The sequence below is a fragment of the Vibrio sp. R10-SG3-ISO3 genome (genome assembly GCF_059834225.1).
Window position 1 is genome coordinate 95031 of the sequence record NZ_JCBDHE010000040.1, and the last position, 26432, is coordinate 121462.

At 49.7% G+C, this 26432-nt stretch carries 23 protein-coding genes and 4 tRNA genes; 16 read left to right on the plus strand and 11 right to left on the minus strand.

Going from position 1 to position 26432, the window contains the following annotated elements; all coding sequences use genetic code 11:
- Positions 1-5 precede the first annotated feature (5 nt).
- From mrdA to AC6R1A_RS10300, 8 genes are all read left to right on the plus strand, one after another.
- Entirely contained in the window at positions 6-1892 is a 1887-nt protein-coding gene (gene mrdA / locus AC6R1A_RS10265; protein WP_500633904.1) for a penicillin-binding protein 2, read from the plus strand.
- A complete protein-coding gene (gene rodA / locus AC6R1A_RS10270) occupies positions 1892-3013 on the plus strand; it encodes a rod shape-determining protein RodA (protein WP_500630692.1) in 1122 nt (373 codons plus the stop codon). Before mrdA ends, rodA begins: the two co-directional genes overlap by 1 nt.
- Before the next feature lie 2 nt (positions 3014-3015).
- Positions 3016-3792: a septal ring lytic transglycosylase RlpA family protein gene (locus tag AC6R1A_RS10275; protein ID WP_334555140.1), complete on the plus strand. Its 777-nt coding sequence runs from the start codon at positions 3016-3018 to the stop codon at positions 3790-3792.
- Between the two features lie 90 nt (positions 3793-3882).
- Positions 3883-5061: a serine hydrolase gene (locus AC6R1A_RS10280; RefSeq protein ID WP_500626577.1), complete on the plus strand. Its 1179-nt coding sequence runs from the start codon at positions 3883-3885 to the stop codon at positions 5059-5061.
- Positions 5062-5252: 191 nt separating this feature from the next.
- Complete coding sequence (gene ybeD / locus AC6R1A_RS10285; RefSeq protein ID WP_334555138.1) at positions 5253-5531, plus strand: DUF493 family protein YbeD; 279 nt, start codon at positions 5253-5255, stop codon at positions 5529-5531.
- A gap of 178 nt (positions 5532-5709) precedes the next feature.
- Complete coding sequence (lipB, locus tag AC6R1A_RS10290; RefSeq protein ID WP_500633905.1) at positions 5710-6360, plus strand: lipoyl(octanoyl) transferase LipB; 651 nt, start codon at positions 5710-5712, stop codon at positions 6358-6360.
- Between the two features lie 25 nt (positions 6361-6385).
- On the plus strand, positions 6386-7351 hold the full coding sequence (gene lipA, locus AC6R1A_RS10295; protein WP_334555136.1) for a lipoyl synthase: 966 nt from the start codon (positions 6386-6388) through the stop codon (positions 7349-7351).
- 174 nt (positions 7352-7525) lie between these two features.
- A complete protein-coding gene (locus AC6R1A_RS10300; protein WP_487903210.1) occupies positions 7526-7837 on the plus strand; it encodes a hypothetical protein in 312 nt (103 codons plus the stop codon).
- 104 nt (positions 7838-7941) lie between these two features.
- Here AC6R1A_RS10300 and glyA read toward each other — a convergent pair whose 3' ends face one another.
- Positions 7942-9192, minus strand: coding sequence for a serine hydroxymethyltransferase (gene glyA / locus AC6R1A_RS10305; protein WP_487903188.1), 1251 nt, complete (start codon positions 9190-9192; stop codon positions 7942-7944).
- A gap of 437 nt (positions 9193-9629) precedes the next feature.
- Between glyA and AC6R1A_RS10310 the strand changes: the two genes are divergently transcribed.
- Positions 9630-10229 carry a DUF6198 family protein gene (locus AC6R1A_RS10310; protein WP_487903187.1) on the plus strand — a complete coding sequence of 200 codons (600 nt, stop codon included), beginning with the start codon at positions 9630-9632 and terminating at the stop codon, positions 10227-10229.
- Positions 10230-10260: 31 nt separating this feature from the next.
- On the opposite strand, the gene vexH is transcribed toward AC6R1A_RS10310, so the two are convergent.
- Together vexH and AC6R1A_RS10320 are read right to left on the minus strand one after the other, a co-directional pair.
- The gene (vexH, locus tag AC6R1A_RS10315) at positions 10261-13371 is read right to left on the minus strand and encodes a vibriobactin export RND transporter permease subunit VexH (protein WP_500633906.1); all 3111 of its coding nucleotides are present in this window, start codon (positions 13369-13371) and stop codon (positions 10261-10263) included.
- Positions 13371-14441 carry an efflux RND transporter periplasmic adaptor subunit gene (locus tag AC6R1A_RS10320; RefSeq protein WP_500633907.1) on the minus strand — a complete coding sequence of 357 codons (1071 nt, stop codon included), beginning with the start codon at positions 14439-14441 and terminating at the stop codon, positions 13371-13373. The genes vexH and AC6R1A_RS10320 overlap by 1 nt, the downstream gene beginning before the upstream one ends.
- A 267-nt stretch (positions 14442-14708) precedes the next feature.
- Between AC6R1A_RS10320 and AC6R1A_RS10325 the strand changes: the two genes are divergently transcribed.
- The 4 genes from AC6R1A_RS10325 (at position 14709) to AC6R1A_RS10340 (ending at position 15249) form a co-directional block, all read left to right on the plus strand.
- A tRNA-Tyr gene (locus AC6R1A_RS10325) sits at positions 14709-14793 on the plus strand.
- 67 nt (positions 14794-14860) lie between these two features.
- Positions 14861-14945: transfer RNA gene (locus AC6R1A_RS10330), tRNA-Tyr, on the plus strand.
- Between the two features lie 67 nt (positions 14946-15012).
- Positions 15013-15097 (plus strand) — tRNA-Tyr (locus AC6R1A_RS10335).
- Positions 15098-15164: 67 nt separating this feature from the next.
- Positions 15165-15249: transfer RNA gene (locus AC6R1A_RS10340), tRNA-Tyr, on the plus strand.
- 199 nt (positions 15250-15448) lie between these two features.
- Here AC6R1A_RS10340 and treC read toward each other — a convergent pair.
- The 5 genes from treC to gmhB form a co-directional block, all read right to left on the minus strand.
- Positions 15449-17143, minus strand: coding sequence for an alpha,alpha-phosphotrehalase (gene treC, locus AC6R1A_RS10345; protein WP_500633908.1), 1695 nt, complete (start codon positions 17141-17143; stop codon positions 15449-15451).
- Positions 17144-17215: 72 nt separating this feature from the next.
- A complete protein-coding gene (treB, locus tag AC6R1A_RS10350) occupies positions 17216-18640 on the minus strand; it encodes a PTS trehalose transporter subunit IIBC (protein ID WP_334554527.1) in 1425 nt (474 codons plus the stop codon).
- 209 nt (positions 18641-18849) lie between these two features.
- On the minus strand, positions 18850-19797 hold the full coding sequence (gene treR / locus AC6R1A_RS10355) for a trehalose operon repressor TreR (protein WP_500631713.1): 948 nt from the start codon (positions 19795-19797) through the stop codon (positions 18850-18852).
- Between the two features lie 66 nt (positions 19798-19863).
- The gene (locus AC6R1A_RS10360) at positions 19864-20196 is read right to left on the minus strand and encodes an MliC family protein (RefSeq protein WP_500633909.1); all 333 of its coding nucleotides are present in this window, start codon (positions 20194-20196) and stop codon (positions 19864-19866) included.
- A 73-nt stretch (positions 20197-20269) separates the two neighbouring features.
- A complete protein-coding gene (gmhB, locus tag AC6R1A_RS10365) occupies positions 20270-20821 on the minus strand; it encodes a D-glycero-beta-D-manno-heptose 1,7-bisphosphate 7-phosphatase (RefSeq protein WP_500626569.1) in 552 nt (183 codons plus the stop codon).
- Between the two features lie 300 nt (positions 20822-21121).
- Between gmhB and metN the strand changes: the two genes are divergently transcribed.
- The 3 genes from metN to AC6R1A_RS10380 are packed head-to-tail and all read left to right on the plus strand — an operon-like array spanning position 21122 to position 23661.
- Positions 21122-22156 carry a methionine ABC transporter ATP-binding protein MetN gene (gene metN, locus AC6R1A_RS10370; RefSeq protein ID WP_334554519.1) on the plus strand — a complete coding sequence of 345 codons (1035 nt, stop codon included), beginning with the start codon at positions 21122-21124 and terminating at the stop codon, positions 22154-22156.
- A complete protein-coding gene (locus AC6R1A_RS10375; protein WP_334554517.1) occupies positions 22146-22823 on the plus strand; it encodes a methionine ABC transporter permease in 678 nt (225 codons plus the stop codon). Before metN ends, AC6R1A_RS10375 begins: the two co-directional genes overlap by 11 nt.
- 28 nt (positions 22824-22851) lie before the next feature.
- Positions 22852-23661 (plus strand): MetQ/NlpA family lipoprotein, encoded by an 810-nt coding sequence (locus AC6R1A_RS10380; protein WP_487901256.1) that lies wholly within the window; start codon positions 22852-22854, stop codon positions 23659-23661.
- Between the two features lie 119 nt (positions 23662-23780).
- On the opposite strand, the gene AC6R1A_RS10385 is transcribed toward AC6R1A_RS10380, so the two are convergent.
- The 3 genes from AC6R1A_RS10385 to ykgO form a co-directional block, all read right to left on the minus strand.
- The gene (locus AC6R1A_RS10385) at positions 23781-24308 is read right to left on the minus strand and encodes a cytochrome b (RefSeq protein WP_500631714.1); all 528 of its coding nucleotides are present in this window, start codon (positions 24306-24308) and stop codon (positions 23781-23783) included.
- Positions 24309-24471: 163 nt separating this feature from the next.
- Entirely contained in the window at positions 24472-26058 is a 1587-nt protein-coding gene (locus AC6R1A_RS10390; RefSeq protein ID WP_500631715.1) for an AbgT family transporter, read from the minus strand.
- A gap of 227 nt (positions 26059-26285) precedes the next feature.
- On the minus strand, positions 26286-26411 hold the full coding sequence (gene ykgO, locus AC6R1A_RS10395; protein WP_005380299.1) for a type B 50S ribosomal protein L36: 126 nt from the start codon (positions 26409-26411) through the stop codon (positions 26286-26288).
- Positions 26412-26432: the final 21 nt, after the last annotated feature.

The following is a 26432-nucleotide window of genomic DNA, read 5'->3' on the forward strand; positions in this document are numbered from 1 at the left end:
AATAGATGTTGCGAAAGCGTAGCCAAATTAGGGATTATCAGGAAGAAGCGCGGCTATTCAAAGGCCGTGCTATTGTCGCTTTCTTAGGCATTGTTGTCATGATGGGGCTACTGGTTGGTAACCTCTACAACATCCAAATCAATCAATACCAAGATTACAAAACTCGATCTAACGACAACCGCATCAAAGTGGTGCCGATCGCCCCCAATCGTGGTTTGATCTATGACAGAAACGGCAAGCTGCTGGCAGAAAACCGCCCAGTATTTAGCCTCGAGATCACCCCAGAGCAAATCGACGATATGGAAGATACCCTGAGTCGATTACAAAGCATCGTCACCATCACAGACGATCAGATTGAACGCTTTGAGCGCGAGCGTCGTCAAACTCGCCGCTTCAAATCAGTGCCGATTCTTACTCAGCTCACTCAAGAACAAGTGGCTAAGTTTTCCGTGCATCAGCACAAGTTTCCTGGTGTCGCCGTGAACGCGGCGCTCAAACGTCACTACCCTTATGGAGAAGTGCTCACTCACGTGATTGGCTACGTCTCTCGAATCAACGATCGTGATATGCAGCGTTTGATACGTGAAGAGAAAGACGCCAATTACCAAGCCACTCGTGACATCGGTAAACTCGGCATCGAGCGCTACTATGAGGACGTACTGCATGGTATTGCCGGCTACCAAGAGGTGGAAGTCAACAGCCGTGGGCGCGTAATTCGTACTTTGAAATACGTGCCACCTGAGCCCGGCAAAGACATCGTGCTCAACCTTGATATCGACTTGCAGCTCTACATCCACGAGTTACTCGCTGACCGACGTGGCAGTGCCGTGGTGCTTGATCCACACGACAATGGCGTGCTCGCTATGGTCTCAAGCCCAAGTTACGATCCTAATGCCTTCGTGCATGGTATTTCAGGCAAAAATTACAACGCGCTATTGACCGATAAGAATCGTCCGTTGGTCAACCGCGCGACGCTGGGTATCTACCCGCCAGCATCTACCATCAAACCATTTATGGCTGTCGCGGCGCTGCAAGAGGGTGTCGTCACCCCCTACACCACCCGCAACGATCCTGGCTACTGGAAGATACCCAATTCGAAGACGAAACCTTTTCGTGACTGGTTGCGTTGGGGACATGGCCGCGTGAACATCGTGCAATCGATAGAAGAATCCGTCGATACGTTCTTCTACCAAATCGCTTACGACATGGGTATAGATCGCATCTCTCAATGGATGATGATGTTCGGCTTTGGCGACTATACCGGCATCGATATTCACGAAGAGAGCAAAGCGAACATGCCAACCAGGGAATGGAAAATGGCACGGCATCGCGTGCCTTGGTATCAAGGGGATACGATTCCTGTTGGTATCGGTCAAGGCTACTGGACCGCAACGCCTATGCAAATTGCCAAGGCGACGTCTGTGCTGGTTAACCGTGGAAAAGTCATCGCCCCGCACCTATTGCGTGCCACCATTGACAATGGTGAGGAGTTTGCAAAACGTCAACTGGCCGACATCGACACCTACCCACCCATCACCGGCGTGAAGGACAAATTTTGGGAGATGTCGATTGAAGGGATGCGTTTGGTAAACCACGGTAAGAAAGGCACCGCGCGACGCGCCTTTACCAACACAGAGTACGTCAGTGGGGGTAAATCCGGTACCGCGCAGGTGTTTGGGCTTGCAGAAGATCAAGAGTACAACGCAGAAGAGCTGGCCGAGCACCTGCGAGATCATGCCTTATTCACTGGCTTTGCGCCACTGGAGGATCCTGAAGTGATTGTTACCATAGTGCTAGAGAATGCCGGCGGCGGCTCATCACAAGGGGGACCTGTGGTCCGTAGCGTGTTTGATCATGTTCTCGTTGAGAAAAAACAGGAGGCGGCACAATAATGGATTTCAATCCAGCCACCGGTCAAAACCGGGCGCTCTTTGAGCGCTTTCACCTCGATCTGCCTTTGCTACTTGGTCTACTCGTCTTAATGGGTTTTGGCTTAGTGGTAATGTACAGCGCCAGTGGTCAAAACCTGGCAATGATGGACCGCCAAGCGATGCGCATGGCGCTGTCACTGGGTGTGATGTTGCTGCTCGCTCAAGTGCCGCCCAGAACCTATGAAGCCTTAGCGCCTGTCATGTTTATCGGTGGCGTCATCCTTTTGTTTGGCGTACTGTTTTTTGGCGAGGCCTCTAAAGGCGCGCAGCGCTGGCTCAACTTGGGCTTTGTGCGTTTTCAGCCCTCAGAGTTACTGAAATTGGCGGTGCCGCTGATGGTGGCCCGCTATATCGGTAAACGCGCCCTGCCACCGAGTTTTCAAACCTTGGTTGCATCACTGGTGATGGTGTTCGTGCCAACGATTTTGATCGCTAAACAGCCCGACCTTGGCACCTCGATTCTCATCGCAGCATCGGGGATTTTCGTGATTTTCCTTGCCGGGATCAGTTGGCGCATTATTTTCGCCGCGCTGTGCGCCGTTGGTGGTTTTTTACCGATCTTGTGGTTTTTCCTCATGCGCGAGTATCAGAAAGTTCGCGTGCGCACCCTATTCAATCCAGAATCCGATCCACTTGGCGCTGGCTATCACATAATCCAAAGTAAAATAGCCATCGGCTCAGGCGGAATTAACGGTAAAGGGTGGTTACAAGGTACTCAATCTCAGCTAGAGTTCTTACCCGAGCGCCACACCGACTTTATTTTTGCGGTGATCGCCGAAGAGTGGGGATTGATCGGCATCTTAGTACTGCTCAGTCTCTATCTGTTTATTATTGGTCGAGGTCTGTTTTTAGCGAGTAAAGCCCAAACCGCCTTTGGTCGTATGATGGCAGGCAGTATCGTTTTAAGCTTCTTCGTCTATGTATTTGTCAATATTGGTATGGTGAGTGGCATTTTGCCCGTGGTTGGCGTGCCGTTACCGTTAATCAGCTATGGTGGCACCTCGATGGTGACGCTCATGGCGGGTTTTGGCATATTGATGTCGATCCATACCCATAGAAAAGCATTTTCAAAGGCAACCTAATCATGGCCATTACGCACCCTATTTTCGTCATGTTGGCATCGCTCCTGGTGCTTGCAGGCTGTTCATCCTCCAAACGCTACAGCATCGAGGATGACGTCGCGCCATCGAAACCAATTTCTGTCGACCATATTGAGGATGCACACCCGCAATATGAGCCCTACAGCTTAGGCGGCAATAAAAGTTATACCCTGCGCGGCCAAAGTTATTCGATCATCAAAGAGCCCGAAGGCTTTAAGCAAAAGGGACAAGCCTCTTGGTACGGCAAAAAGTTTCATGGTCATCTCACCTCCAATGGTGAGGTGTACGATATGTACTCAATGACGGCGGCCCATAAAACCTTGCCTCTGCCGAGCTACGTCAAAGTGACCAATTTAGACAATGGCAAAACCACCATCGTCCGCGTCAATGACCGTGGACCGTTTCATCAGGGACGAATTATCGACCTCAGTTACGCGGCGGCGGTCAAACTAGACGTGGTGAAAACGGGTGTGGCCAATGTGGAGATCGAAGTGATCACCTCAGAAAAGCCGGACTCAGAGCTGAAGAAAAAAAGTCAGCCCAGTTATGTTGTCCAGGTCGCCTCTTCACAACATGAAGATCGCGTGCGAACTTTAGCGCAAGATCTGAGTCAAAAACTGTCGGTGAAAAGCCACGTCACCTCGGGCGATAAAATTCACCGTGTCTTTTTAGGTCCTTTTAAAGACTACTTGCTCACAGAGCAAACATTAGAACAAGTGAAAGAGCTGGGTTACTCCAGCGCCTTTATTCGCAACCAGTAGTCCTCAACCCAGTGTGTGGTCGTCCTTGCACTGGTTTGAGTGATTGTTTCTGTTAACATATGGACAGTGAAAAATAATTCTGACTTTGATATGAAAAAAACAACGCTAACTCAATCTGTTTTTGTCTCTTCCGTTGCACTTTGTGCAACCCTCGCGAATTCAGCGATTGCCTCGCCGATTGTTGTGCCTGACGCGCCGCAAATTGCCGCTAAGGGCTACGTGTTGATGGATTACCATTCAGGCAAAATCCTTGCTGAGAAAGAGATGAATACCAAGCTTTCACCGGCAAGCCTGACCAAGATGATGACCAGCTATGTGATTGGTCAAGAACTTGAACGTGGCAACATCAACCTCAATGATGACGTCACCATCAGCGAAAACGCCTGGGCGAAGAACTTCCCTGAGTCATCAAAAATGTTCATCGAAGTCGGCACCACAGTCAAAGTGGAAGACCTGAACCGTGGCATCATTATTCAATCGGGCAACGACGCCTGTGTCGCGATGGCCGAGCACATTGCAGGTTCTGAGGATGCATTTGTAGACTTGATGAACGCTTGGGCAAACTCACTGGGCATGGACAACACGCATTTCGCTAACGTTCACGGCCTCGATAACCCAAATCTCTACTCCACACCGTATGACATGGCGCTATTGGGCCAAGCCCTAATCCGTGATGTTCCGGAAGAGTACCGCATCTACTCAGAGAAGAGCTACACCTACAACGGCATTACTCAGTACAACCGAAACGGCTTGCTGTGGGATAAAAGTATGAGCGTGGACGGCATTAAAACCGGCCATACCAGCAACGCAGGCTACAGCCTCGTGAGCTCTGCGACCGAAGGAAAAATGCGACTTGTCGCTGTAGTGATGGGCACACAAAGTGCCAATGCGCGCAAATCGGAGAGCAAAAAGCTATTGAGCTACGGTTTCCGCTTCTTTGAAACCGTCGCGCCGCACCAGGCTGGGGAAACCTTTGTCGAAGAGAAGATTTGGATGGGCGACAAAGACACCGTGAAGCTCGGTCTCGATCAAGACACCTTTGTGACTCTACCTCGTGGTCAAGCGAAAGAGCTGAAAGCCAGCTTTGTCCTTGAAAAAGAGCTTGAAGCCCCCATTAACAAGGGTGACGTCGTTGGTAAGCTATACTATCAACTTGAAGGCGAAGATGTGGCTGAATACCCACTGCTGGCACTGGAAAGTGTCGAGCAAGGCAGTTTGTTCAGCCGCATGTGGGACTACATAGTGATGCTTTTTAAAAGCTTCCTATAAAGGCTAACCCTACTGTCATGCTTAAAGCCGCCAAGGGCGGCTTTTCTATTTTTATCACTGCAGTCTAATGTGCCCGCGGTCGGTACGCCAACCGCCTAACGTGGCCGTTAATTAGGCTCGGTTGAGGTTTGATGATTTTCGCAGTACTATGCACCGCTGCAAAAATCGACAGTCCAGTTTGGAGTAACAATATGCTGACTATTAATTCGGATGCAAAGCTAAAGGATTTACTCGAGTTCCCTTGCTCATTTACCTACAAAGTCATGGGCCACGCTAAACCTGAGCTACCAGAGAAAGTACTGGAAGTCATCCAGCGTCATGCTCCTGGTGACTACAGCCCAAGTGTGAAACCGAGCGCCAAAGGCAACTACCACTCGGTTTCCGTCAACATCACCGCCACCTCAATTGAACAGGTCGAAACCCTGTACAAAGAACTGGGTGAGATCGACATTGTTCGCATGGTTCTGTAATTATTTTTGATTTATTAAAATTTTTTTGAAAGCAGCGCAAGCTGCTTTCTTTTTAAATATCAGATAGATAATTATTCTAACCAAACTGATAGGTTAAAAATGTGTGGCTAGGTTGTAGTGCCTTTAGCAGAAGCAGTTTATAATCTTTCGACTTTATTAATGGATAACGGGCACAGCTATGCACAACCAGTTGGTGGTCAGACGACTAGGAAGACAAGATTACGAGCCGATTTGGCGCGCAATGCATGACTTCACTGACAGCCGAAACGACGACACCCAAGATGAAGTGTGGCTGGTTGAACACAATCCTGTGTTTACTCAAGGACAAGCGGGAAAAGCAGAGCACTTGCTCAGTACCGGTGATATTCCTGTGGTGCAAAGCGATCGTGGCGGGCAAGTGACCTACCATGGCCCTGGTCAGTTAGTGGCGTATTTTCTGATTAACCTACGGCGCAAAAAACTCGGCGTGCGTGATTTGGTCACACATATCGAAAACCTCGTTATCCAAACGCTCAAAGCGTACAACATTGAATCCAACGCGCGCCCTGATGCACCTGGCGTGTATGTCGACGGACGTAAAATCTGTTCGTTGGGACTGCGAATCCGCAAAGGCTGCTCGTTTCATGGCCTAGCGCTCAATGTCGATATGGATTTGTCACCTTTCCTGCGCATTAACCCCTGTGGCTATGCCGGAATGGAAATGGTGCAGGTTCGTCAGCTAAACACAGCGGCCTCTCTCCCTAACGTTGAAGAGTCGCTGATAAAAGAGCTCGTTACTTTACTTGGTTATGATCAAGTTGAATTTAGCACCACACGAGTAACGCCATAAAAAGTAAAGAGAAGTAAAGAGAAGCATGAGTAAACCGATTCAAATGGAAAAAGGCGTTAAGTATCGCGACGCTGACAAAATGGCCCTGATCCCTGTCAAGAACATGCCGACTGAGCAGAAGGAAGTCCTGCGTAAGCCTGAGTGGATGAAGATCAAGCTGCCTTCAGACAGTCAACGAATTCAAGACATCAAGTCAGCGATGCGCAAAAACAACCTGCACTCCGTTTGTGAAGAAGCCTCGTGTCCAAACCTGGCCGAGTGTTTTAACCACGGCACCGCCACCTTTATGATTCTTGGCGCGATTTGTACTCGCCGCTGTCCATTCTGCGATGTGGCCCACGGTCGACCTCTCGCGCCAGAAGCCGAAGAACCGAAAAAATTAGCGAAAACCATCGCCGACATGAAACTCAAATACGTGGTGATCACCTCGGTGGATCGCGATGATCTGCGTGATGGTGGTGCTCAGCACTTTGCCGATTGTAACCGCGAGATTCGCGCACTCAATCCGCACATTCGTATTGAAACCTTAGTGCCGGATTTCCGTGGCCGCATGGATGTCGCGCTGGATCTACTCAAAGACAATCCACCCGATGTTTTCAACCATAACCTTGAAACCGCGCCACGTCTGTACCGTAAAGCGCGCCCGGGTGCGAATTACAAGTGGTCACTTGAGCTGCTACGCAAGTTTAAAGAGCAGCATCCAGATGTCCCGACTAAGTCAGGCTTGATGATGGGATTGGGTGAAACCAAAGAAGAGATCGTCGAAGTACTTAAAGATTTACGTGCGCACGGCGTGACCATGCTCACGCTAGGTCAGTACCTTGCACCAAGCCGCCACCACTTACCAGTGGAACGTTACGTGCCACCATCAGAGTTTGATGAGTTGAAAGAGATCGCTCTAGAGCTTGGCTTTACTCACGCAGCGTGTGGTCCTTTTGTTCGCTCTTCCTACCATGCCGACCTTCAAGCGCAAGGCATTGAAGTCAGCTAACAAAGCGTAAAACCCATCGAATTTATCTAGGCTGGCCGATAGGTCAGCCTTTTTATTAGTCCAACTTATTGCCTCAAATAATCACCCCGAAGCTTGAATGCCTTAGAGAGATTCTCTAAGCTAATGAAAAGATTATGAATCAAAGGGAATACAATGAAACTGACTGCACTTAGCATGGCCGCGATTGCCGTTGTCACAATCACCTCTGGCTGCGCTTCCAATACCAAACAAGATAACTTTCGTGAAGCCTCCTTTGAGCTGTGCAATACCGAAGTCGATCTCTATTCAGTCAGCGATGACGGCCGTGTACGTATTATTTGTTCCGACGGGTCTAAATTTGCGTTAGACAGCGAGAACACGCTGGAAACCATGCGCGACATCAACATTGATTACTGCGACGGTGAAGGGCTCGGCAAGTTCAGCGAAAGCAGCAAGTATTACTCCTTCAAGTGTAAATCTGGCACCCTGCTCAGCATCTCTAAATAACCCTTAAACGCAAAAACGCCCTTTATGTATTCACATAAAGGGCGTTTTTCTTTGTTTCGCTGAGCCGTCGCTCTGCAAAACAGGCTCGATATCGAACGGTGAGATTACGCGTAAACAGGTAGACGCTTACAGATCTCTAGCACCTTCGCTTTCGTCGCTTCAATCACTTCTTCGTTACCGATGTTATCCAGTACGTCACACATCCAGTTCGCGAGCGCTTTCGCATCTTCTTCACTGAAACCGCGGCGAGTGATCGCTGGTGTACCCACACGAATACCCGAGGTCACAAACGGGCTGCGAGGGTCATTCGGAACTGAGTTTTTGTTGACGGTGATGTTGGCTGCGCCTAGTGCCGCATCCGCATCTTTACCTGTGATGTCTTTGTCAATCAAGTCGACCAAGAACAGGTGGTTCTCTGTACCGTTAGACACGATTTTGTAACCGCGCTCTTGGAACTGAGCCACCATCGCTTTGGCATTTTTCACCACGCGACCTTGGTACGCTTTAAATTCAGGCTCCATCGCTTCTTTAAACGCCACCGCTTTACCCGCGATAACGTGCATCAGAGGACCACCTTGACCACCAGGGAAGACCGCTGAATTCAGCTTCTTGTACATCTCCTCGCCAGCGTTAGACAGGATAAGGCCACCGCGTGGACCCGCTAGGGTTTTGTGTGTCGTGGTCGTCACAACGTGCGCGTGAGGCACTGGCGTTGGGTATTCGCCCGCAGCAATCAGACCCGCAACGTGCGCCATGTCGACAAATAGGTACGCGTCCACTTTGTCTGCGATGTCACGCATGCGTTTCCAATCAACGATTTGAGAGTACGCAGAGAAACCGCCAATGATCATCTTAGGCTTGTGCTCAAGTGCTAGCGCTTCCATTTCGTCGTAGTTGATTTGGCCCGCTTCATCAATGCCGTAAGGAATGACGTTGTAGTGCTTACCAGAGAAGTTAACAGGAGAACCGTGCGTTAGGTGACCACCGTGTGCCAAGCTCATGCCCAAGACCGTATCGCCTGGGTTAAGCAGCGCCATGTAAACTGCACTGTTGGCTTGTGAACCTGAGTGAGGCTGTACGTTCGCGTATTCACAACCAAATAGCTGACAAGCACGATCAATCGCTAGCGCTTCTGCTTTATCGACGTACTCACAACCACCGTAGTAACGCTTGCCTGGGTAGCCTTCTGCATATTTGTTGGTGAGCTGAGAGCCCTGAGCTTCCATTACACGTGGGCTGGTGTAGTTTTCTGAAGCAATCAGTTCAATGTGCTCTTCCTGGCGAAGAGTTTCTTCTTGGATAGCTGCGAACAGTTCCGCATCGTAATCTGCGATGTTCATATCACGCTTTAGCATCTGTATCTCCTGACTCAGATTAAGACTTAAATTGGCAAAAAAACCGACTTACGACCCTGAGAATAACGTTTTTACGCTGACGCAAACGTTTGCATCGGGTTAATGACGCGCATTCTACATAATTTGATCTGGGTCATAAAGAGAAAAATACACTTTTTCTCATGCAGTTTTTTCATAATGTTTTACGAAGATTCTCATACGCGACATAACGTTAATCAATCACTTTGTCTGAATCCTACTCTGCTTGCACAATAAACAGAGATCTCAGCCACCGATGCTCAACCCAGTTAACGTCGATCATGAGTGTCAATTTTCTCCTTTACACCCCGTAAAACAGTGATTACATAGGTTTACCTTAAATTTCCTTCTCAAGCTACCGAAAACCTAATTTTTTCACTAGTATGCGCGCCATTATTTCCGATGAAAGTTTCAAATTGATGGAAAAACACTCACGTAAAGAAGATTGGATCGCGATTCTCACCGGGACATTTCTTGTCGCTCAAGGGGTATTCTTTCTCCAATCCGCTCAGCTACTCACTGGCGGTACAACAGGTCTCGCTCTGTTGGTCAGCCAATTCAGCACTTGGTCATTCGGTACACTCTACTTTGCCATGAACCTGCCATTTTACGCGCTCGCTTGGCAGCGGTTTGGCGCTCGGTTTGCGGTCAATAGTGCCATTTCAGGTGCTCTGGTCTCCATTTTCGCTGACCACCTCTATTTAGTGATAAAACTGGAGACCATTAATGAGATTTACTGTGCGCTCGCGGGTGGCTTGCTGATGGGGCTCGGGATGCTGATCCTATTTCGTCACCGCTCAAGCCTTGGCGGTTTCAACGTGCTCTGTTTATGGATTCAAGATCGTTTCGCCATCTCAGTGGGTAAAACTCAGTTGGCGATTGATGTGCTGATTTTAGTCGCTTCGTTCTTCTTTGTGACGCCTTACATCATTGGCTTATCGATTCTCGGCGCTTTTTTGCTCAACCTCGTGCTCGCCATGAACCACAAACCGACGCGCTACACCGTTCAATACCGTTAAAAAAAAGCCCGCGAACGTGCGGGCTGAGTCATTAATGCGCTTTACGCACCGTGACGTCTTGGCTGAGCTCTTTGTTGAGCTCCGCTTCAACATGGCCCGGTGATCGCGTGTTGGCCGAGATCAATCGATACATGGCCGGAATGACAAACAAGGTCACTAAGGTGGCAAACGCCATACCAAAGAAGATCACCGTACCGACCGCAACGCGACTTTCATAGCCAGCGCCTGTCGAGAGTATCAATGGGATAGCGCCCGCTAGCGTGGTGAACGCCGTCATCATAATCGGACGAAGACGACGCGCCGCCGCATCAACAATCGCTTGCTCAAATTCAAACCCGCGGTCTCGGAGCTGGTTCGCGAACTCGACGATCAAAATACCGTTTTTGGTCACCATACCAATCAACATGATCATGCCAATCTGGCTGTAGATGTTCATCCCCTCGCCCATAATCACCAGACCTAGGAAGCCACCAAACACGCCCATCGGCACGGTAAACATCACCACCAACGGGTTGATAAAGCTTTCAAACTGCGCCGCCAACACCAAATACGCCACCAGCAAGGCCAAACCAAACACCATCAATATGCTCGACTGATTCTCTTTGTAGTCTTTTGACTCACCCGAGTAACTGACCGAAATATCCCCAGGCAGCAGCTCTACCGCTTGCTGATCAAGAAAGTCCAGCGCCTCACCTAAGGTGTAGCCGTCCGACAGGTTGGCAGTGATGGTGATTGCTTTTTGCTTGTTGTAGTGAGACAGGCGTGTGGATGACGCCACCTCTTCAATCTTAGTCAAGGCATCGAGCGTCACTAGCTCACCACCCGAGGTACGCATGTAGATTTGGCTCAAATCCGCGGCATTGTTGAAACTGTTTTCATCACCGCGTAAATAGACGTCGTACTCTTCGCCGCGTTCCACAAAGGTGGTTTCGCTTTTGCCGCCCAACATGATCTCAAGAGTGTCTGAGATATCCTGAACGCTGATCCCAAGCTCTGCTGCGCGTTGACGGTCAACTGAGACCACCAACTCTGGTGTACGCTCAGAGTAGTTAATGTCTGCCCCTTCCATATACGGGGACGCTTCGGCGATCGCTTCAAGTTTTTCCGCCCACGTTTTTAGTTCAGAGTAATCCGAGCCACCCAGCACAAATTGCACTGGCTCGCTCGAACCGCCTCTAAAGCCTGGCATAAACGGGAATACGCGCACATCGGCGATTCCTGATAGGGCTTTACGCACCTCACCCAGCGCCTCTTGTGCGGTGATGTCACGGTCATTCCAATCTTCCAGAATCATGATAACAAAACCGGTTTGGTCACCGGCATTGCCGCCAAACGCAGGCGATTGAATACTGAACGACTTCAAGAAGCCTTGTCCAAGAAGAGGCAGCAAACGCTTTTCGATGATGTCCATGTTCGCCGCCATGCGGTTGTAACTGGTCGCATCCGCGCCACGCGCAAAAGCAAAAATGACCCCGCGGTCTTCTGAGGGGGTGAGCTGTGCGGGCACTTGTTGCATCAAGCCCCAACTGCCGCCAATACAAGCCATGATCACCAGAGGTGCGGCCCATTTCCACTTCAATGCGACACGCAGCAGAGCACGGTACGCCGATTCGAGGCGGGCAAACATGCGATCAACAAACAGATTGAAACGATTCGGTTTGACGTTGGCTTTCAAGAGATGGCTGCCAAGCACCGGAGTCAGCGTTAATGCCACCATTGACGAGAAGATCACTGACATCGCCAGCAACACGGAGAACTCGGTAAACAGAAGCCCTACCATGCCATCCATAAAGGAGATCGGCAAAAACACCATCACCAATACCAAGGTGGTGGCAATGACCGCAAAACCGACCTCACGCGTGCCTTTATACGCCGCAAGCAGTGGCTTCTCACCTTGCTCGATATGGTGGAAGATGTTTTCCACCACTACTATGGCATCATCCACCACCAGGCCAATTGACAAAATCAGCGCCATCAGCGTGATCAAGTTGATGGAAAAACCAAAATAGTACGCAGCGATAAACGAAGAAATCAGTGAAACGGGCACAGTGACGGCCGGGATCAAGGTCGCTCTCGCTTGGCCGATAAAGATGTACAACACCAAGATCACCAAACCACCCGTGATAAATAGCGTGTTGTAAACCTCGGAGATTGAACGTTCAATAAAGACTGTTGAGTCGTAGTCAATCGCCAAACGAGTGCCCGCAGGTAAAAACTGCTGAATATTGTCGACCTCTTTGTGGACCAAAGTCGCCACATCTAAGGGGTTCGCATCCGACTGCGGCACAATGCCCATGCTGACGTTAACCACACCGTCGCTTTTAAAAGTCGAGTTTTCATTCTCGGCACCAATAAAGACATCGGCGACATCTTTTAGATAGATGGGCGTATTGTCGCTGGCGCGTTTGACCACCAGGTATTCAAAATCTTCGGCCTGATTGTAGCTGCGCGCGGTACGCACTGACATGACGATCTGATCGTTACGTACCTCGCCGCCGGGGCTTTCAATGTTTTCACTGCGCAGCGCCGAGGTAATGTCCGACGTCGTTACGCCGCGTCCGGCCATAAGCTCTGGCTTGAGCTTAACGTACATCACTTTGTACAAGCCGCCGGAAATATCGACCGAGCTCACCCCTGTGATCAAGCTGAAACGGTCGAGCAGTACCCGCTCAACGTAGTCCGTCAACTGGGTGCGATCCATCTCAGACGAGCTTAGGTTTATGTAAAGTGACGCCTCACCGGAACCATTGTTCTTAAACACCACAGGATCGTCGGCTTCGTCCGGCAAAGAGCGCTGGGCGCGCGCCACCGCATCACGCACATCACTCACCCCGGTGTTGAGGTCATACCCCAACTCGAACGTGATAGTAATGCGCGACATCCCGTTGCGCGTGGTCGAGGAGATCTCATCAATACCGCTAATACCCGAGAGCTGATCTTCCAACACTGAGGTAATCTGGCTTTCAATGATGGTGGCGGACGCGCCACTGTAGCGAGTGCTGATCGACACCACAGGGTTTTCGATGTCAGGCATTTCGCGCACCGCCAGTTTGCTAAACGACACAATGCCAAACACACACAGCAGCAAGCTCAGTACGATGGCGGCAACCGGTCTTTTAACCGATACATCGGATAACAGCATCAGTTCGCCCCTTCTTGTGCTGCACGCTCAACCTGGCTTTTGAGCGGCTTACCATCCGGCCCAAGCTCACTCACGGTCACGCCATCACGCATGTTAACAATGCCCTGCACCACGATCTTCTCACCGATGTCGAGTCCTTGTTCAATCACCACTTGGTTGCCGATGCGCGCGCCGAGTAAAACTTCGGTTCGGGTGGCCTTACCCTGCTCATCGATGACGTAGACAAAACGCTTCGTACCGGAATATTCAAGCGCTTGTACTGGAATAATGGGCGCTTCAATCGGCGGAAAGTCCATCTCTGCGGAAACCAGCATGCCGGGTTTGAGCAGGTTGTCTGGGTTATCAAAGTGAATACGTACACGCAGGTTCAAGGTTTCCGCATTGATGCGCGAATCGATACCGATTACCTCGCCTTCAAACACGCGACCTTGCCATGCCGCGTTGGTCGCTTTGACCTTCATACCACGTGAAATCTGCGATAAATAGCGCTCTGGCACTTGAAGGTCTAACTGCATCACGGTGAGGTCGTCGAGCGTCAGCAGCTCTGAGCCAACGCTGACCAATTTGCCGCGACTGAAATCAATAAAGCCAACCGTACCGGAAAAAGGAGCACTAATATGGAGGTCATTCAGATTGGCATTGGCGGCGTCGAGGCGCGCTTTGGCAATATCGACGCTCGCTTTTTGCGCGTCGATTTCGGTTTGCGTAATGGCGTTACGTGACACCAAACGCTCAAATTCTTTGAGTTTACGCTGCTCATCTTTGAGGTAAGCCTGCGCTTCCACCACCGCTGCGCGTGCTTTATCGTCATCAAGCTTAACAAGCAGTTGCCCTTGCTGAACTTCTTGATTCGCCAGCACCGCAATGGTGTCCACTTTGCCGGCCACTTCTGAGGCGATAGTGACCGATTGATCCGCTTTCAGTTTGCCGACCAGAGAAAGAGATTGCGATACTTGATGAATATCCACAGGCTCAGTGATCACACTGATACTCGGACCACGCCCGAACGCGACGGATGTGTTGGCCAACATCGATAATGACAACAGACTTACAAAAATTTTCTTTTTCATGATGATAGTTCAGTCCAATTAAACCCAACTTATTCTAGCGCTTTATACGTAGATACAACGTCAAGTAATGTAAAGAGTGAGAAATAAACAGTAAGAGAAGCGCGACTTTTGTGTCCTTTATGGTGAATAAATCCCGTCTTTGCCCAAAAAGGCACCATTCAGTTCAAAATGCTAAGAAAAGGCTTTACAGCTTGGGCGAGTTTGCTATGATTCGCTCCGCACTTGATTGATGGGTTGGGAAATCATCCGTTAAGTATAAAAATTCCTGGAGGGGTTCCCGAGTGGCCAAAGGGAGCAGACTGTAAATCTGCCGGCACTGCCTTCGATGGTTCGAATCCGTCCCCCTCCACCATATTCGCTCTAACGAGCACGCTTGATTGATGAGTTGGGAAATCATCGGTTAAGGATAAAAACACCCTGGAGGGGTTCCCGAGTGGCCAAAGGGAGCAGACTGTAAATCTGCCGGCACTGCCTTCGATGGTTCGAATCCGTCCCCCTCCACCATATTCGCTCTAACGAGCACGCTTGATTGATGAGTTGGGAAATCATCGGTTAAGGATAAAAACACCCTGGAGGGGTTCCCGAGTGGCCAAAGGGAGCAGACTGTAAATCTGCCGGCACTGCCTTCGATGGTTCGAATCCGTCCCCCTCCACCATATTCGCTCTAACGAGCACGCTTGATTGATGAGTTGAGAAATCATCGGTTAAGGATAAAAAAAACCTGGAGGGGTTCCCGAGTGGCCAAAGGGAGCAGACTGTAAATCTGCCGGCACTGCCTTCGATGGTTCGAATCCGTCCCCCTCCACCATATTGACGAAAGCCAGCTCATTGAGCTGGCTTTTTTGCATCTATACTTCTGCGCTCCTATACTTCTTCGTTCCTATAATGTCGCGTTCCTTTCCAAACACCGCTGCTTTTTTCTCACTTCGCATTTAGCCGATAGAAAAATGCCCTGACAAGCAGGGCAAAAAGCGGGGGGTAACGCTCGGTTTGGGTTATCTCTCGCTCTACGCTTCGCTGAGAATAATCCGCGTTTCGTATGGCCTTAATACCTGATGACGAGTGACGGGCTGTGAGCAATCGGCTGAATGATCGGCATAATTGCCAAGAAGATAACGCGCCTTGTCGAGCTCGAATGCATCGGGTAACTCGCACTGCGTTTCTTCACCATAGTAGTTGTTCAGACAAATCAGCGTTTGATTGCCATTACGGCGTTGATAACCAAACACGGAAGTGTGGGTAGGATAGAGGTCAAGGTAATCCCCGTCGGTGATCACCGCGATCGCTTTACGCAGTTGAATCAAGCGTTGATAGAAGTAGAACACAGAGTTTTTGTCGGCGACAGCTTGCTCGGCGTTAATTTCTTGGTAGTTGCTGGCGATATCGAGCCAAGGTTGGCCCTTGGAAAATCCTGCATTACGCTCACCATTCCATTGCATTGGCGTGCGAGAGTTGTCACGCGATTTTTGCGCCAAGATGGCTAACATGGCTTGCTCGCTCAGTCCTTGTTGGTTGACCATGATGTCGTACATGTTGATGCTCTCCACATCTCGGTACTGAGAGATCGAGTCATAGTTGGGATTGGTCATGCCAATCTCTTCCCCTTGGTATATGTAAGGGGTGCCCTGCATCATATGGATGGAGGCCGCCAACATCTTTGCCGACTCGACTCGATAGCGGCGATCGTCGCCCAAGCGGCTCACGATACGCGGCTGATCATGATTACACCAAAAGAGCGCGCCCCACCCTTGGCCATTCAGCCCGGTTTGCCAGTGGTTGAATATTTGCTTTAGAGCGAGAAAATCAAACGGTGCATGACTCCACTTCTCACCATTGGGGTAGTCCACTTTGAGATGATGGAAATTAAACACCATCGACAACTCACGGCCATCGAGTGACGAGTACTGCTGACAATGTTCCAGTGTGGTGGACGACATCTCCCCCACTGTCACACTGCCATATTGCTGAAAGACGGCGTCGCTGATCTCTTGCAGATAAGTGTGTACTTTGGGGCCATCGGTGTAAAAGCGGCGGCCATCGCCACACTCATCATTGGGGAAGTCTTGCTGCTTGGAAATCAAATTAATCACATCCAAACGGAAACCATCGACCCCTTTTTTGGCCCAAAAACTGATGATCTCTTTCACTTCAGCGCGCACTTGCGGATTTTCCCAGTTGAGATCCGCTTGCTCCTTCGCAAAGAGATGCAGGTAATACTGCCCTGTTGGCTCATCTAACTCCCATGCGCTGCCGCCAAATTTGGATTGCCAGTTATTAGGCACTTGTCCGTCAACCGGATCTCTCCAGATATAGTAGTCTCGGTACGGGCTGTGTTTATCGCCAAGGGCAGATTGAAACCACGCATGCTCTGTTGACGTGTGGTTCACAACAATATCCATGATGATTCGAATCCCACGCTGATGGGCCTTGGCGAGCAACGCATCAAAGTCCGCCATGGTGCCAAATTCGAGATTGATCGCGTAGTAGTCAGAAATATCGTAACCATTATCGACCATAGGTGATTGGTAAACCGGTGTTAACCAGATGGCGTCAACCCCAAGGTGTTTGAGGTAATCCAGCTTAGCGATGATCCCTTGGAGATCACCGGTGCCTTTCGCCCCGCTATCACAAAAACTTTTTGGATAGATTTGATAAATGGTGGCAGTTTTCCACCAATTGGCCTCTTGAGTTGTTCGTGTCATATCACGCCTAAAATTTCAGTAACAAAGAAGGGGCGCTGAGAATAAGGAGCGGCCAAGGCCGCTCCGTCAGCGTTATGCGTTCGCAGGCTCAAGTTCGCCTTTAGATTGCGCACGTTTATAGAAGAAGAGTGTCAGCATGGCAGGCAGAGCAATGGCCACCAACATCGCCATCGCGTAAACGCTCCAATACTGGGGCTGGATAGAGAGAATACCCGGCAAGCCGCCGACCCCAATACCGTTCGCCATGACGCCAGCACTGCCACAAATCGCCGCCGCGACCGCACTGCCAATCATCGCGCTTAGCATAGGGAACTTGTACTTTAAGTTGATGCCGTACATAGCAGGCTCAGTCACCCCTAGGTAGGCAGAAATGGCAGCAGGTACAGAGATGTCACGCTCTCCGTGTTTTTTGCTGATCAGGATGATGCCCACTACCGCTGATGCTTGAGCGATATTCGATAGTGCAATCAGCGGCCAAATCGGTGTGCCACCTAATTCTTGCATCAGTTGCAGGTCAACCGCATTGGTGGTGTGGTGGATACCGGTGATCACCAAAGGCGCGTACAAGAAGCCGAATATCATCGAGCCAATCACCGCAAAGTCGCCGGTCATGGCAGCCTTAGCTGCAAACGCGACACCGTTACCCAACACGCGGCCAAATGGACCAATTAAGGAGTGCGCCAACACGACAGAGAGAATGATGGAGACAAACGGCACCACAACAAGGTAGAGGTAGGAGGGTACGATGCGCTTTAAGTTAGTCTCAATCAACGCCAAGGCGACCCCAGCCAACATCGCGGGGATCACCTGCGCTTGATACCCGACCTTTTCAATCACAAATAGGCCAAAATCCCACGCTTCGGGCACTTGTTTACCGATCAAATACGCGTTCATGAGTTGAGGTGAGACTAAGGTTACCCCGAGCGTGATGCCCAGAATCGGCGTACCACCCAGTTTTTTCACCGTTGACCAACACACACCCACCGGTAGGAAGAAGAAAATCGCTTCGCCAATCAACCACAGGAAGCTGTGCACCGTGGCCCAAAACTGGCTGATTTGCGTTAATGTTTGGCCATCAAACATCCGGATGTCGCCAATCACATTGCGGAAACCTAAAATCAGACCACCGGTGATGATCGCAGGCAGCAGCGGAACAAAGATTTCCGCAAGATGGGAAATGCCGCGCTCAAGCAGGTTCATGTTCTGTCTTGCCGCGAGTTTGGCTTCCTCTTTCGACGCAGCAGATTGACCGGATAGCTCAATCAACACTTTGTAGACTTCATCGACTTCCGTGCCAATCACTACCTGAAACTGCCCGGCATTGGTGAAGCAACCTTTTACCATTGGCAACGCTTCAAGGGCTTTTTCATCGGCTTTACCGGTGTCGTTTAACACAAAGCGTAGCCGCGTCAAACAGTGACTTACACTGGCGATGTTGTCACGTCCACCGACTCGCTCAATCAGACGTTCGACGTCTTGCTTGGCTATCTTACTCATTTCCATGTCCACCCTAATTGGATTCTATTGATGTTAGTCTGCGATTGCAGACATTCAAACTGACTCTGTTTGATTGTTATTATATCCATGGGAACATTCCCATTTATTCGGCATTATAATCCCAAAAAGCGCATGATATTAAAATGGGAACAGTCCCATAAATTGAAAATGATCACACTAAATCAGAAATTGCCAACGGATTCAGATAGTTAAATTTGGATGGGTTGTTGAGTGATGTGAACCTGATCTGAACTACCATTGATCTTATTGATCAATACGTTAGCCGCTTTTTCACCCGCTTGAGCGTAACCAGGGTCGATACTAAAGACATTCGGAAATAGGAAAGAGAGCAGCTCGCTGCCGCCTACGCCTGTCACGTTGACAGAGTCACGACCGAGCTCTTGCAAACGCTTGATAACGCCAAGTGCTAAGGTGTCACTGGCACACACAATCGCGTCGGTGCGCTCTGACAATACCTTATCCACCAACGCATAAGCACTGTCGTGACTGAGCTGACCGGTTTGATAGCAAGGAGCGATCTGGTTGTGCTTACACCAGCTCAAGTAGGCGTCCAAACGCAGTTTACCTGTGGTTTTATCACTGGGATCGACGCCGATAAACGCAATATTTCGGCATGCACGTTGATGGAGGTGATTGAGCGCGTGCGTGATGACGCCTTGGTTGTCGTAGTTGATCGAAGAGACAACGTCCGTCTCCATCGCGATCACCACACAGCGCGCCTGCCACTGCGCTAGACGCGCGACGTCCAAATCACTAAAACCAAAGACGATAACGCCATCCACATTGCGTCTTTTCAACACCTCTAAGTGTTCATTGGTCATCTGGCGATCAAACTGGCTCTCCATGATCACCACGTCGTAGCCTTGTTGATACAAGACGGCAAGCATACTGCTCACTGCCCTGTTTTCTGAAGGGGAGTCAAGACGAGAGATGATCACCCCAACGACTTTTTGTCGCCCACCACGCATCGATTGCGCCGATTTGGACGGCACATAACCCGACTCCTGAATCACTCGCTCCACTTTGGCGCGGGTTTCCGGTTTGACTTTCGGGTCATTGGTCAGCACACGTGAGACGGTCGACTTTCCGACGCCAGACAGCTTGGCAATATCAACAATGGTGAGTTTTTTGCTCATGTTCCTACGTCATTAAAAGCCATGCCAAGGCGAAGGCCTTGGCTATTGAGGTGCAGTAACTTGGATTTAATCAGTGACACATTGGGTAAAGCGCTGATCTTGATAGTTCAAACGCGCTTCGTTACCTTTAATGGCCAAATTGACAGCCGGCGTCACTTCTTGGCCATCGTCCATTAACGCGTAGCGGCTGCCCGAACCTGAGGGTAGCTGAGTTAGACGCAGCGATTTGCCCTCTACTTTAACCAGTGCGGTCTCTTCACCAGAAAGGTAAGCGGCTGAAAACTGCTTGCCCTCATCACACTGGTAGGTATGGAACTTTACTGGCGCGCTCGCCTGCTCGCTTTGCGCGCAGCCCAACATCAATCCCGCGACTGCCCACAAGGCTAAATGCTTGTTCATACTCGACTCCTTGAGTGTTTGTGCCCATGACTGCTTGTTGCCCATCAATGGTTTTATTGGTTAACGGTATTTGTTAGTTAACGGTATTTGTTAGATAGTGCGGCACATCGGCAAGACTATCAAGCACCACGCTTGCTAGCGCTTCACCTTGTTCGGTCACCGGTTTGCCTGAGCGGACCAAAATCTTCTGCCCTACCCCCGCGGCCTCTGCCGCCATCAAATCTTGCGCCTTATCACCGACCATGACCGATTTGGCCATATCGATATCGAGAAAGCGCTGCGCTGACTGGAACATCCCCGGCTTTGGCTTACGACATTCGCAATCCCGATCGTCGCCATAATCAGGGTGATGCGGACAGTAATAGAAGCCATCAAACTCGACACCGTGATCGACAAAGTTCCAATCCATCCATTGCGTCAGCGACAAGAAGCGATCTTCGCTAAACTTGCCACGAGCTATACCCGACTGATTGGTCACCAGCACCAATAGGTAGCCCATCTGCTTGAGTTGCTTCGTCGCCTCAAATACGCCATCGATAAACTCGAAATCATGCTCATCATGCACGTAACCGTGGTCAACGTTGATGACGCCATCTCTATCTAGAAAGACTGCTGGTTTTGCCAAAATATGTGTCTCTGTCTGCTGTGTTTGGCTCGAATTATACCTTAAAACGAGCGAATTGCAGCAAGGCGAGCGCTATCGCTTTAGCGCCGGTGAATCAGGCCATTTGCCCGCGTTATTTCTTTCTTATCTATCTCATGACGAAACAATCTCCGCGCAAGAGAGTGAAAAAAGGCGTTTGGACGTCTAGCCGTAAAAATATCTATTGACACTAAACCTGCAAACCCATAGCATCGTCTACCAAATGAGAGGTAGTTCAAAATAATCGACTTCTCACCAAGTTATTTGCAAGCGGGTTAACTGATGATTGAAATTAATCAAGTCAACAAGGTGTTTTATCAGGGCAGCAAGGAAATCCATGCGCTGAAAGACATTAACCTTACGGTTCCTCAAGGAACGATTTTCGGTGTTATTGGCTCTTCTGGAGCAGGGAAAAGTACACTGATTCGCTGCGTGAACATGTTGGAAGCGCCCACCTCAGGTTCAATCAAGGTTGATGGTGTTGATTTGACGACACTGTCTAAATCACAGCTGAGCCAAGCACGCCGCAATATCGGTATGATTTTCCAGCACTTTAATCTGCTTTCATCCCGCACTGTGTTTGATAATGTCGCACTGCCACTTGAACTGGCGGGCAAAGACAAAAACGCCATCACCACTAAGGTAACCGAACTGCTCAAACTGGTCGGCCTTGCTGATAAGCATGAAAGCTACCCGTCAAACCTCAGTGGTGGTCAGAAGCAACGCGTTGCGATCGCTCGTGCGCTCGCATCAGATCCTAAAGTGCTGCTGTGTGATGAAGCGACCAGCGCGCTCGATCCGGCGACCACTCAATCGATTCTTGAGCTGTTAAAAGAGATCAACCGCAAGCTGAACATTACTATGCTTTTGATCACTCACGAGATGGACGTGGTCAAAAGCATTTGTCACCAAGTGGCGATCATCGGTGGTGGTGAATTGGTGGAGAAAGGCACGGTTGGTGATATTTTTGCTCACCCGAAAACCGAGCTGGCGCACCAATTTATCCGCTCTACGCTCGACTTGTCGATCCCAGAAGATTACGAGGCTCGCTTGCAAAGCAGCCGCGTTGAAGGCAGCTACCCTCTGGTACGCCTTGAATTCACTGGCGCAACCGTCGATGCACCGCTGATGAGCCAAATTGCGCGTAAATTCAATATCGATGTCAGCATTCTGAGTTCAGACTTAGATTACGCCGGTGGCGTAAAATTCGGCATGATGGTCGCCGAGCTATTTGGTAATGAGCAAGACGACAACGCAGCAATCGAATTTCTGCGTGAACACAATGTAAAGGTAGAGGTGCTTGGCTATGTCCTTTAACACGATTTCACAGTGGCTCGAGCTTAACAGTAAGCTATTGATTGGCGCGACGTGGGAAACCCTCTACATGGTCGCCGTCGCGGGTATCGTGGGCTTTGCTGTCGGTATCCCTCTCGGCGTTATCTTACACACGACCAAAAAAGGTGGCCTACTAGAAAACACCAAACTCAATGGTGTGTTGGGCGCAATCGTCAATATTGGTCGCTCCGTGCCGTTTTTGGTGTTGATGGTTGCCATCATCCCTGTGACGAAACTGTTGGTGGGCACTTTTATCGGTACCACCGCCGCCATCGTGCCGCTCACGATTGGTGCGATTCCATTCGTCGCTCGCCTGATTGAAGGCGCACTACTGGAAGTACCAAGCGGTTTGGTCGAGGCTGCGCAATCTATGGGTGCGACGCCAATGCAAATCATCAGTAAAGTATTGCTTCCTGAAGCGATGCCGACCATCGTCAACTCCGTCACCATCACTTTGGTGACATTGGTGAGCTACTCAGCAATGGCGGGTACAGTGGGCGGCGGCGGTCTAGGTGATGTCGCGATACGTTACGGATTCCACCGCTACGATGTAGTCATCATGGCTGTGACAGTGGTGATGCTCATCGTACTGGTTCAAATTATTCAATCTATCGGCGATGCGATTGTACGCCGAGTGGATCACAGATAAACATTAAGAATTTCACAAGGAGAAGGTCATGAAATTTAATCTTAAAGGTCTTTTGGCGATTGCCGCTGCGGCATCTGCATTGGTTCTGTCTGGTTGTGGCGAAAAAGAAGCGGACAACAGCAAAATCAAAGTCGGCGTGATGGCGGGTGCAGAAGCACAAGTTGCTGAAGTAGCAGCAAAAGTGGCGAAAGAGCAGTTCGGTCTGGATGTAGAGTTGGTGACATTCACGGATTACGTTACTCCTAATGCAGCCTTGGATGACGGTTCAATCGACATCAACGCGTTCCAGCACAAACCATACCTAGATCAGCAAATTGCTGACCGTAGTTACAAGCTGGCTATCGCAGGTAACACTTTCGTTTACCCAATCGCGGGTTACTCTAAGCAAGTGACCTCTGTGGAAGAGATCGAAGAGGGTGCACGTATCGCCGTTCCTAACGATCCAACTAACCTAGGTCGCTCATTGATTCTACTAGAGCAGCAAGGTCTGATCACACTGCGTGAAGGCGTTGGTCTACTGGCAACGGTACGCGACATCGTTGAAAATCCAAAAAACATCTCAATTCTTGAGCTAGACGCTGCCCAGCTGCCACGCTCTCTTGATGATGTTGCGCTGTCTGTCATCAACACCACTTACGCAAGCTCTATCAACCTGACGCCAGAGAAAGACGGTGTGTTTGTTGAAGATAAAGAGTCACCATACGTGAACCTTATCGTTGCGCGTGAAAACAACGTCTCAGCAGAGAATGTACAAAACTTCGTAAAAGCTTACCAAACTGACGAAGTGTACAACGCTGCCTCAGACATCTTCCAAGGTGGTGTCGTTAAAGGTTGGTAATCTGACCTAAACGCTCAATAACACAGTAAATACCAAAAAGGGTCGACGTTCATGTCGACCCTTCTTCTATCTTGGTATTCTCTGATCGAAATGCATTCCCATCAGCCTGTCATTGTGGATTATTTACGCCCCAACATACGACTCAAAGTACCATCCTTATCGACCCATTGATGCTTAAGCGCCGCGGCAATGTGGAGCACCAAGGCCGCAATAATGATCTTAGGGGCAAACCCATGTACGCCCCCCCCGAGCGATTGCAGCCACTCTATTTTTTCCCCTGCAGCAAGGATCTCGACGCCAAACACCTCCAGTGCTCGCCCGCCGCCGACGCTCATGGCGATGCCTGAGATAGGCATCAGTAGTGTCGCCAGCATCAAAATGCCATGAATCGACTTGGCTAGAATCTCTTGAACTCGGGTCAACACCGCCGAGCTTTCAATCGGCCCTTCTTTGAGTCGCCACGCCACGCGCAACACAGCGATCAGCAAAATAATCACGCCAAGGGATTTGTGAATCCCCATTAACTCGCCTTTGGCTGGGCTTCGCTCCATTTGCTCAAGATACAAGCCAAGGCCTAACACGCCAATAAAACCAAGGCCCGTTAACCAGTGAAAAAAGAGGGTGGGTTTAGAATGTGGATTGCTCATAATGACGGTCTCTTATTAAAAGTATGCTGTCTATTATCTGGTCACCCTAGCCATCAATCCAGAGACTTCTAAGTAAAAAAACGTAAAGAGCAAAAAACGTAAAGAGCAGGCAAAAAAAAGCCGAAGCAAACGCTTCGGCTAAGGGAAAGTGTGAATCTATCGACTACGGCGTGTAGTAGGTCGCCGCGCCTGGACCAACAGGTAGACCAAGGATGAACACCCATACGTAGAAGAGTATACTCCAACCAACGATAAAGCAGATTGAGTACGGCAGCATCGTCGCGATGAGAGTACCGATACCGAGATTCTTCATGTAGCGAGTTGCCACAGCGAGGATCAGACCAAAGTAACTCATCATAGGTGTGATGATGTTGGTCGTTGAGTCACCAATACGGTAAGCCGCTTGAATCGTTTCTGGAGCGTAGCCAACCAGCATCAACATAGGCACGAAAATCGGTGCGGTGACCGCCCACTGCGCTGACGCTGAACCGATCATCAAGTTGATGAAGCCGCACATCAAGATAAAGGCGAAGAACAGCATTGGGCCAGTAAGACCAATATTTTGCAAGAAACCGGCACCGGCTACGGCAAACACTTGACCAAAGTTCGTCCATTTGAAAAATGCAACAAACTGCGCAGCAAAGAAGACTAAGACAATGTACATGCCCATTGAAGACATGGATTTAGACATCGCATCAATCACGTCACGGTCATTGTTCATCGTGCCCACTACGCGGCCGTAAACAAAGCCAGGAATCGCGAAGAAGACAAAGATAAACGCCACGATGCTCTTAAGGAACGGAGAACCCGCGACAGTACCTGTACTTGAGCGCAATACGCCATCTTCTGGAACGATAGTCCAAGCCAGCAGCGCCGATACCACTAGGATCGCAATACCTGCCAACTTCAAGCCTTTCTTTTCGATAGCCGTCAGGCTACCCATTTTGTCTTGAGACAGATCTTCCGCCGCTTCTTCGTCATTGTATTTACCCAGTTTTGGCTCAACGATTTTCTCAGTCACGAAGGCACCGGTAATAGCGATAAAGAAGGTGGAGACGAACATAAAGTACCAGTTCACCTCAGGACCGACGGTGTAAGTTGGGTCGATCATCTGAGCGGCGGTCTCGGTAATACCAGACAGCAGTGGATCCACCGTACCAATAAGCAAGTTCGCCGAGTAGCCACCGGATACACCGGCAAACGCCGCCGCCAAGCCCGCCAAGGGATGACGACCCAAAGAGTGGAATAGCATCGCTGCCAGTGGGATCAGAACCACATAGCCTAGCTCAGATGCGGTGTTAGAAATGATACCAGCAAAAACCACGGTCACAGTAACCATGCGCTTAGACGCGCCCATCACCATACCGCGCATCGCGGCAGAAAGTAGACCCGAGTGTTCAGCGATCGCAACACCTAACATGGCGACCAATACCGTCCCGAGCGGCGCAAAGCCAACGAAGTTCTTCACCAGGTTGGTCACGATCAGTTGAAGGCCTTCAGCGTTCAGTAAGCTGACCACATGAATCATTCCATCTGCGGCACGACCGCTTGCCCCTTCAGGACGAGGATCGATGACTGACACTTCGAAGTACCCGGCAACGCCAGATAGCACGAGAATCGCGAGACAGAAAATAGCAAATAGTGTGATTGGGTGGGGTAATAGGTTCCCCAAATACTCTACCGAGTCAAGAAAGCGGGTAAAAATAGGCTTTTTCGGCGAGCTTTGTTTCATTGAAGCAGATGAACTCATCTGTTCCCTCCTTGTCGTTTTTCCTACGCTTTTGTGACAGGGCTGTCACAAAAGCTTGGGCAGAGTACTCGACAAGAAGGTCAATTAGAAATCCTAAATGTTACAAAACGTATCAAACAGTAGAACAATCAACCAAAAAAATTAGCTTACAATGAAAAATATCACTAATTAAACGATAAATAACAACATAAAAAACCACAAATAAAATAAACACCATCAATCATTTGTTACTTTTGCACCGCCTTAAAGCGAGGATTGGTTTTGCAGATCACGTATAAGCGCCCTCTTCGCTTAACGATTTGGCAATCAGGATGACGGCTTTTTGCACTCTTTAATGATTTCACGACTTTCATCTCTTAATTCTCCATTAATTG

Excerpts from the sequence above, each read along its gene's own strand:
- rodA (WP_500630692.1), top strand. The coding sequence starts at position 1,892 with ATGGATTTCAATCCAGCCACCGGTCAAAACCGGGCGCTCTTTGAGCGC.
- AC6R1A_RS10375 (WP_334554517.1), top strand. The coding sequence starts at position 22,146 with ATGTCCTTTAACACGATTTCACAGTGGCTCGAGCTTAACAGTAAGCTA.
- AC6R1A_RS10380 (WP_487901256.1), top strand. The coding sequence starts at position 22,852 with ATGAAATTTAATCTTAAAGGTCTTTTGGCGATTGCCGCTGCGGCATCT.
- lipA (WP_334555136.1), top strand. The coding sequence starts at position 6,386 with ATGAGTAAACCGATTCAAATGGAAAAAGGCGTTAAGTATCGCGACGCT.
- treB (WP_334554527.1), bottom strand. The coding sequence starts at position 18,640 with ATGAGTAAGATAGCCAAGCAAGACGTCGAACGTCTGATTGAGCGAGTC.
- AC6R1A_RS10275 (WP_334555140.1), top strand. The coding sequence starts at position 3,016 with ATGGCCATTACGCACCCTATTTTCGTCATGTTGGCATCGCTCCTGGTG.
- AC6R1A_RS10310 (WP_487903187.1), top strand. The coding sequence starts at position 9,630 with ATGGAAAAACACTCACGTAAAGAAGATTGGATCGCGATTCTCACCGGG.
- ykgO (WP_005380299.1), bottom strand. The coding sequence starts at position 26,411 with ATGAAAGTCGTGAAATCATTAAAGAGTGCAAAAAGCCGTCATCCTGAT.
- AC6R1A_RS10385 (WP_500631714.1), bottom strand. The coding sequence starts at position 24,308 with ATGAGCAATCCACATTCTAAACCCACCCTCTTTTTTCACTGGTTAACG.
- glyA (WP_487903188.1), bottom strand. The coding sequence starts at position 9,192 with ATGCTAAAGCGTGATATGAACATCGCAGATTACGATGCGGAACTGTTC.
- AC6R1A_RS10280 (WP_500626577.1), top strand. The coding sequence starts at position 3,883 with ATGAAAAAAACAACGCTAACTCAATCTGTTTTTGTCTCTTCCGTTGCA.
- treR (WP_500631713.1), bottom strand. The coding sequence starts at position 19,797 with ATGAGCAAAAAACTCACCATTGTTGATATTGCCAAGCTGTCTGGCGTC.
- metN (WP_334554519.1), top strand. The coding sequence starts at position 21,122 with ATGATTGAAATTAATCAAGTCAACAAGGTGTTTTATCAGGGCAGCAAG.
- AC6R1A_RS10390 (WP_500631715.1), bottom strand. The coding sequence starts at position 26,058 with ATGAGTTCATCTGCTTCAATGAAACAAAGCTCGCCGAAAAAGCCTATT.
- vexH (WP_500633906.1), bottom strand. The coding sequence starts at position 13,371 with ATGCTGTTATCCGATGTATCGGTTAAAAGACCGGTTGCCGCCATCGTA.
- AC6R1A_RS10360 (WP_500633909.1), bottom strand. The coding sequence starts at position 20,196 with ATGAACAAGCATTTAGCCTTGTGGGCAGTCGCGGGATTGATGTTGGGC.
- ybeD (WP_334555138.1), top strand. The coding sequence starts at position 5,253 with ATGCTGACTATTAATTCGGATGCAAAGCTAAAGGATTTACTCGAGTTC.
- lipB (WP_500633905.1), top strand. The coding sequence starts at position 5,710 with ATGCACAACCAGTTGGTGGTCAGACGACTAGGAAGACAAGATTACGAG.
- treC (WP_500633908.1), bottom strand. The coding sequence starts at position 17,143 with ATGACACGAACAACTCAAGAGGCCAATTGGTGGAAAACTGCCACCATT.
- AC6R1A_RS10300 (WP_487903210.1), top strand. The coding sequence starts at position 7,526 with ATGGCCGCGATTGCCGTTGTCACAATCACCTCTGGCTGCGCTTCCAAT.
- mrdA (WP_500633904.1), top strand. The coding sequence starts at position 6 with ATGTTGCGAAAGCGTAGCCAAATTAGGGATTATCAGGAAGAAGCGCGG.
- AC6R1A_RS10320 (WP_500633907.1), bottom strand. The coding sequence starts at position 14,441 with ATGAAAAAGAAAATTTTTGTAAGTCTGTTGTCATTATCGATGTTGGCC.